Source organism: Robinsoniella sp., from assembly GCF_034124845.1.
In genome coordinates this window covers 1-4690 of the sequence record NZ_JAWYAJ010000362.1, presented here as the reverse complement: position 1 = coordinate 4690, position 4690 = coordinate 1, and the positions used below count along the sequence as shown (strand labels likewise).

The 4690-nt window shown below is 43.8% G+C and carries 4 protein-coding genes; 1 reads left to right on the top strand and 3 read right to left on the bottom strand.

Annotated features, from left to right (window positions below):
* From ACH2DQ_RS18360 to ACH2DQ_RS18350, 3 genes are all read right to left on the bottom strand, one after another.
* Positions 1–1058: MFS transporter (locus ACH2DQ_RS18360; RefSeq protein WP_395027778.1), on the bottom strand; the 1058-nt coding region annotated here is incomplete at its 3' end.
* A 40-nt stretch (positions 1059–1098) separates the two neighbouring features.
* Positions 1099–2619 (bottom strand): FGGY-family carbohydrate kinase, encoded by a 1521-nt coding sequence (locus ACH2DQ_RS18355; protein WP_394914653.1) that lies wholly within the window; start codon positions 2617–2619, stop codon positions 1099–1101.
* Between the two features lie 62 nt (positions 2620–2681).
* Complete coding sequence (locus ACH2DQ_RS18350) at positions 2682–3458, bottom strand: SDR family oxidoreductase (RefSeq protein ID WP_394914652.1); 777 nt, start codon at positions 3456–3458, stop codon at positions 2682–2684.
* A 381-nt stretch (positions 3459–3839) separates the two neighbouring features.
* Here ACH2DQ_RS18350 and ACH2DQ_RS18345 point away from each other — a divergent pair.
* Positions 3840–4690, top strand: an 851-nt coding sequence (locus ACH2DQ_RS18345; RefSeq protein WP_395027775.1) for an ROK family transcriptional regulator, incomplete at its 3' end; no start/stop codon positions are given.

The following is a 4690-nucleotide window of genomic DNA, read 5'->3' as shown; positions in this document are numbered from 1 at the left end:
ATATTCTTATTCTTTTTATACTCCGAATAATCAATCACATCCGGCTGGATAGCAAAAGTAACACCAAAGATTCCATAAATTCCAAGTCCGGTAACTACCAGCCCGGTCAGCAGGAAAAAGGAAGAAGACCTGCCCGCATAAATCATGATGTCTCCTGCAATATAAATGATGAGGCTTAGATACATCACCCACTTCTTTCCATATTTCCTCTGAAGTGCCGGCAGAACCAGGAGCATTGGAAGCCCCGAAAGAATTCCAAGAAGCCCTACAAGTGTCAGCCATTGTGTCTTTTGGAGATTATATGTAAAATAGTAAATGACCGTGGTACTTCGGAATACATACAGTCCAAAATACAGAAAGTTCAGGATAAAAAACAAGATACTCTGGTCTGTCAGCCCCTTCAGGCTTTCCCGAAGCGTCACCTTTTGCTCCTGCACAGTAGAAGGAACAACCTCTTTCGTACTGAGAAAAGTAATTATAAATATAATCATAGCCACAATTCCATACAGACTCATGGTGATCAGATATCCCCGGGCTTTGTCTCCTTTTCCAAAGAATTCCACCAATGGTGCAGTAATTGTCATAACAACCGCAGTCCCAAGCATTGCACAAATCATCCTGGTCGAAACCAGACAGTTTCTCTCATGCAGATCAGATGTGAGCCTTGGCACGATAGTATTCAGGGGAATATTTACAACGGTATACGCAGTACAGAGAAGACAGTACGTAACATACGCCCATACAATTTTCCCCGTACTCCCAAGCTCCGGAATATAGAAAGTCGCAATGGTAAATATGGCAAAAGGGATCGCACCTATCAGAAAATACGGTCTGCCCTGCCCCCACCGGGTATGAGTCTTATCCACAATAATCCCCATCCCCGTATCGGTAAGTGCATCAATAAATTTGGTAACAAGCATCAGGGTACCGGCAACAGCTGCCGATATACCAAATACATCCGTATAAAATATCATCAGATAGGACGCCATTGTACTGAATACAAGATTACACCCCAAGTCACCGATTCCATATCCCACTCTTTTTCTCCACTTTTTCATATTCATTCTCCTCTAAAAGACTTTCTGAATTTCTTTGCATTTATATCTTTGACAGTTTTTTCATGTCTTCTTTCAAGTTTTCATACATTGACTGGTAAACCGCATAATATTCATTGTATTTCTCATGGTTTTGCTGGTTAGGCATAATTTTCTCATCGAGAACCTGCCATTGTTTTACCTGTTCGTAGGTGAGCAGCCCTGTTCCAATACCAGCCAGCATTACATCCCCCATATTTGCCTCCACATCATAGATGGGGCATACCACAGGATATCCCGTTACATCTGCGAAAATCTGACGCCATACCTTTGACTTGGTCACTCCCCCTGCCAGCAGAATGTATTCACCCAGATTTTCTCCGGTAGCTTCCATTGCATTTCTGAGGGAATATGCCACTGCTTCCAGAAATGCCCGGTACAGATGTGCCCTGGTGTGAGTCAGAGACAGTCCCAGAATGGTTCCTTTTGCATCAGAATCCCACACAGGGCTTCTTTCCCCCATAAAATACGGCAGCACCACAAGCCCTTCACTTCCAGCCGGAAGCTTTTCTGCTTCAGCATTTAATACATCATATGCCTTTGGACCACCCGCTTTTTCCGCCTCCACTTCGAACTGGCAGATCGTATTGCGAAACCATTTCACAATTGCCCCGGCTGTAGCTCCCCCTGCAAAATAATAAGACAGTTTCTTTGCGTCATACAGATAAGGCCATACAATCAGTCCTTTTCCCTTTACCGGTTTATCCGAAATCAGTGCCGCACACATCGAGGTTCCAATGGCAGCTGCATAGATGCCGGAATCAAAAACACCAAGACCTATATTTGCAGCTCCGCAGTCAATCCCTCCTGCTATAACAGGCATTCCTTCCCACAGCCCCAGTTCCTGTGCCATCTCCTCTGTAAGTCCTCCTACAATGTCCGTGGACTCAACCATTTTCTGAGGCATCATGGACAGCGGTATTCCCATGGCTTCCATCATTTCTTCTGACCATTCTCTGCGGTTCATATCAAAGATGCCTCCGATATTACCTGCTGAAGAATAATCAATGACAATTTCTCCTGTCATTTTATAGATGACATAGTCATTTGGCGGAAGAAACAGCCTGGTCTTTTCCCAGTTTTCCGGTTCATGGTTCTTCATCCAAAGAATCTTGGTATAGCCGTAGTAGGGATCTGCTCCATTGTGTGTGATTTCAAGCAGTTTCTCTTCCCCGATATTATCCAGCACCCAGGAAGCCTCTTCATCTGCCCGTCTGTCCATCCAGATCATACAGGGCCTGACCGGGTTCATCTGTTCGTCCAGGGGAATACCGGAGCCTCCGTATAGTCCACTGATTGCAATTCCCCTGATATCCCGGGGATTGATTCCGGATGCCTTAACTGTCTCCTTAATGGATGCCAATGCTGCATCCGTCCACACCTCCGGCCACTGCTCTGCCCATAATGGCTTTGGGGTCAGCACATCATATTCCTGCAGATTCTGGGCAATCAATTTTCCCTGGGTATCCATCAAAATAGTTTTCGTACCGGATGTTCCGATATCCGTTCCTAATAAATAATTCATCTTTCTTCCTCCTGGTGGGGTTTTTATACTGTTCATTTATGCTATTCCTATACCGAATCGCATTAGAAGCAGGTAAATGCTCCGTCCACAATAAAGTCTGATCCTGTTGTAAAGGAACTGGTATCTCCTGCCAGATAGACGCAGATAGACTGGAGTTCCTCTGGTCTGCCCATTCTTCCAAGGGGTGCCATTGCGTTCCACTGCTCAATCAGTGGCTGCAGGCTTGGTGAATTCAGGGTCAGTTCCGTCCCGATATATCCCGGGCTGATACAGTTAACCCGTACATTTCTCTTCGCCCATTCAATAGCCAGTGATTTCGTCAGCTGGATCACTCCTGCTTTTGATGCATTGTAGGAACACTGAGGCTGGGGTACATTTACAATGTGGGCAGACATGGACGCCGTATTAATAATGGAACCGCCGCCCTGCTTCAGCATCACTTTCCCTGCCGCCTGAGCCGTTAGAAATACACCGGTGAGATTAATATCGATCACTTTTTTCCACTGGTCATAGGTCATCTCTTCAGCCGGTATATTCATGCAGATTCCCGCATTACAAAAAGCAACATCCAGTCTCTGAAATTTGTTTAAAATCGTATCCATCATTGCCTGCACTTCATCCGGCTTTGTGACATCTGTTTTGACAGCAATGGTTTCAACTCCATTTTCTGCAGCAAGCTGTTCTGCAGTTTTTTCAGCCTCTTCTATATCCACATCCACAATCGCCAGATCTGCCCCTGCTTGGGCAAATGCCGCAGCAACTGATTTCCCGATACCTCTAGCTCCTCCTGTTACAAAGATTTTTTTACCGTCCAGTCTCATTTTTTCAATAATTCCCATATCGTTCCATCCTTTCTACACTTTTACGTATTTTGCTTTCTAATTTCCTTTTGCAAAAAGTTTCTGTTGTAGTCTGTTTACAACTTTGTTTCGCATTGTCTCTGTTTATAGGTCCTTTGGTAGTACCGTCTTTGAAATTTCAATTTATGTATTTTCATTTTATAAAATGATTTTGTAAAATGTAATTAAATAATAGCTCTTTTTTACAATATGTGCAAGATGGAATAATACTCAAAAATCCCATCTAATTTTTAGTTAAATTTACCAAAAGTCTTTTTGTAATTTATTTACATAAAATAATATGCTATAATGATTTTGCAAATCTATTTTACATAACTAAATAAAAGCTACGATTTACTTTTATAAAAGGAGTCTGTTATTATGGAAAAGTTTTCTCTTACCGATATAAAAAAAATGAACTATTCTGACGTTTATCATTTTATCTATGCCAATGATAAATGTTCCAAGCAATCAATTGCAAATGCACTGCAGATGAGCCTTCCTACCGTAACACAGCATTTAAACATGCTTCTGGAAGAAGGCTTTATTGAGACCTGCGGACAGCTTCAGTCTCAGATTGGCAGAAAGGCGGTTGCCTATACCATTACCCCTGCTGCCAGAGTATCCATTGGCGTGGAAATTCTAAAAAACAAACTGACCATCGCTATTCTGGACCTGTATGGACATATCCGGTTTCAGAAAGTCTGCAGGATCCCTTTTCAGGACTCGGCGGATTATTTTAAAGAAGTCAGCACCGAAATCAGGCAGTTTATCCTGGAACATGAAATCGAGGGTAAAAATGTTCTTGGAATTGCATTTGCTCTGCAGGGTCTGGTATCTCAGGACAGCCGGAATATCATCTATGGCAAAATTCTGGACTGCACCGGGCTGTCCATCGCTTCTTTTGAAAAATACCTGGACTATCCCTGCCGCTTTGTACATGACGCAGAGTGTGCTGCCATGACCGAACTCTGGGATCATCCGGAGCTTTCACACGCCGTATATTTTTCGCTGGGCTACCATTTGGGCGGCGCAATCATAATCAATGGAGAAATCCAGAGCGGGCGCACGGGACGGAGCGGCACCATTGAACATATGACCCTTGTTCCAGGAGGACTTCCCTGTTACTGCGGACAAATGGGCTGCATGGAATGCTATTGCTCAGCCAATGCCCTGCTTGCGGGAACCGGGGATTCCGGGAATGAGGATCTGGATGCATTCTTCGAAGCCAA

What these genes read in the sequence shown, in the direction of transcription:
- ACH2DQ_RS18355 (WP_394914653.1), bottom strand. Translation starts at nt 2,619, where the DNA reads ATGAATTATTTATTAGGAACGGATATCGGAACATCCGGTACGAAAACT.
- ACH2DQ_RS18350 (WP_394914652.1), bottom strand. Translation starts at nt 3,458, where the DNA reads ATGGGAATTATTGAAAAAATGAGACTGGACGGTAAAAAAATCTTTGTA.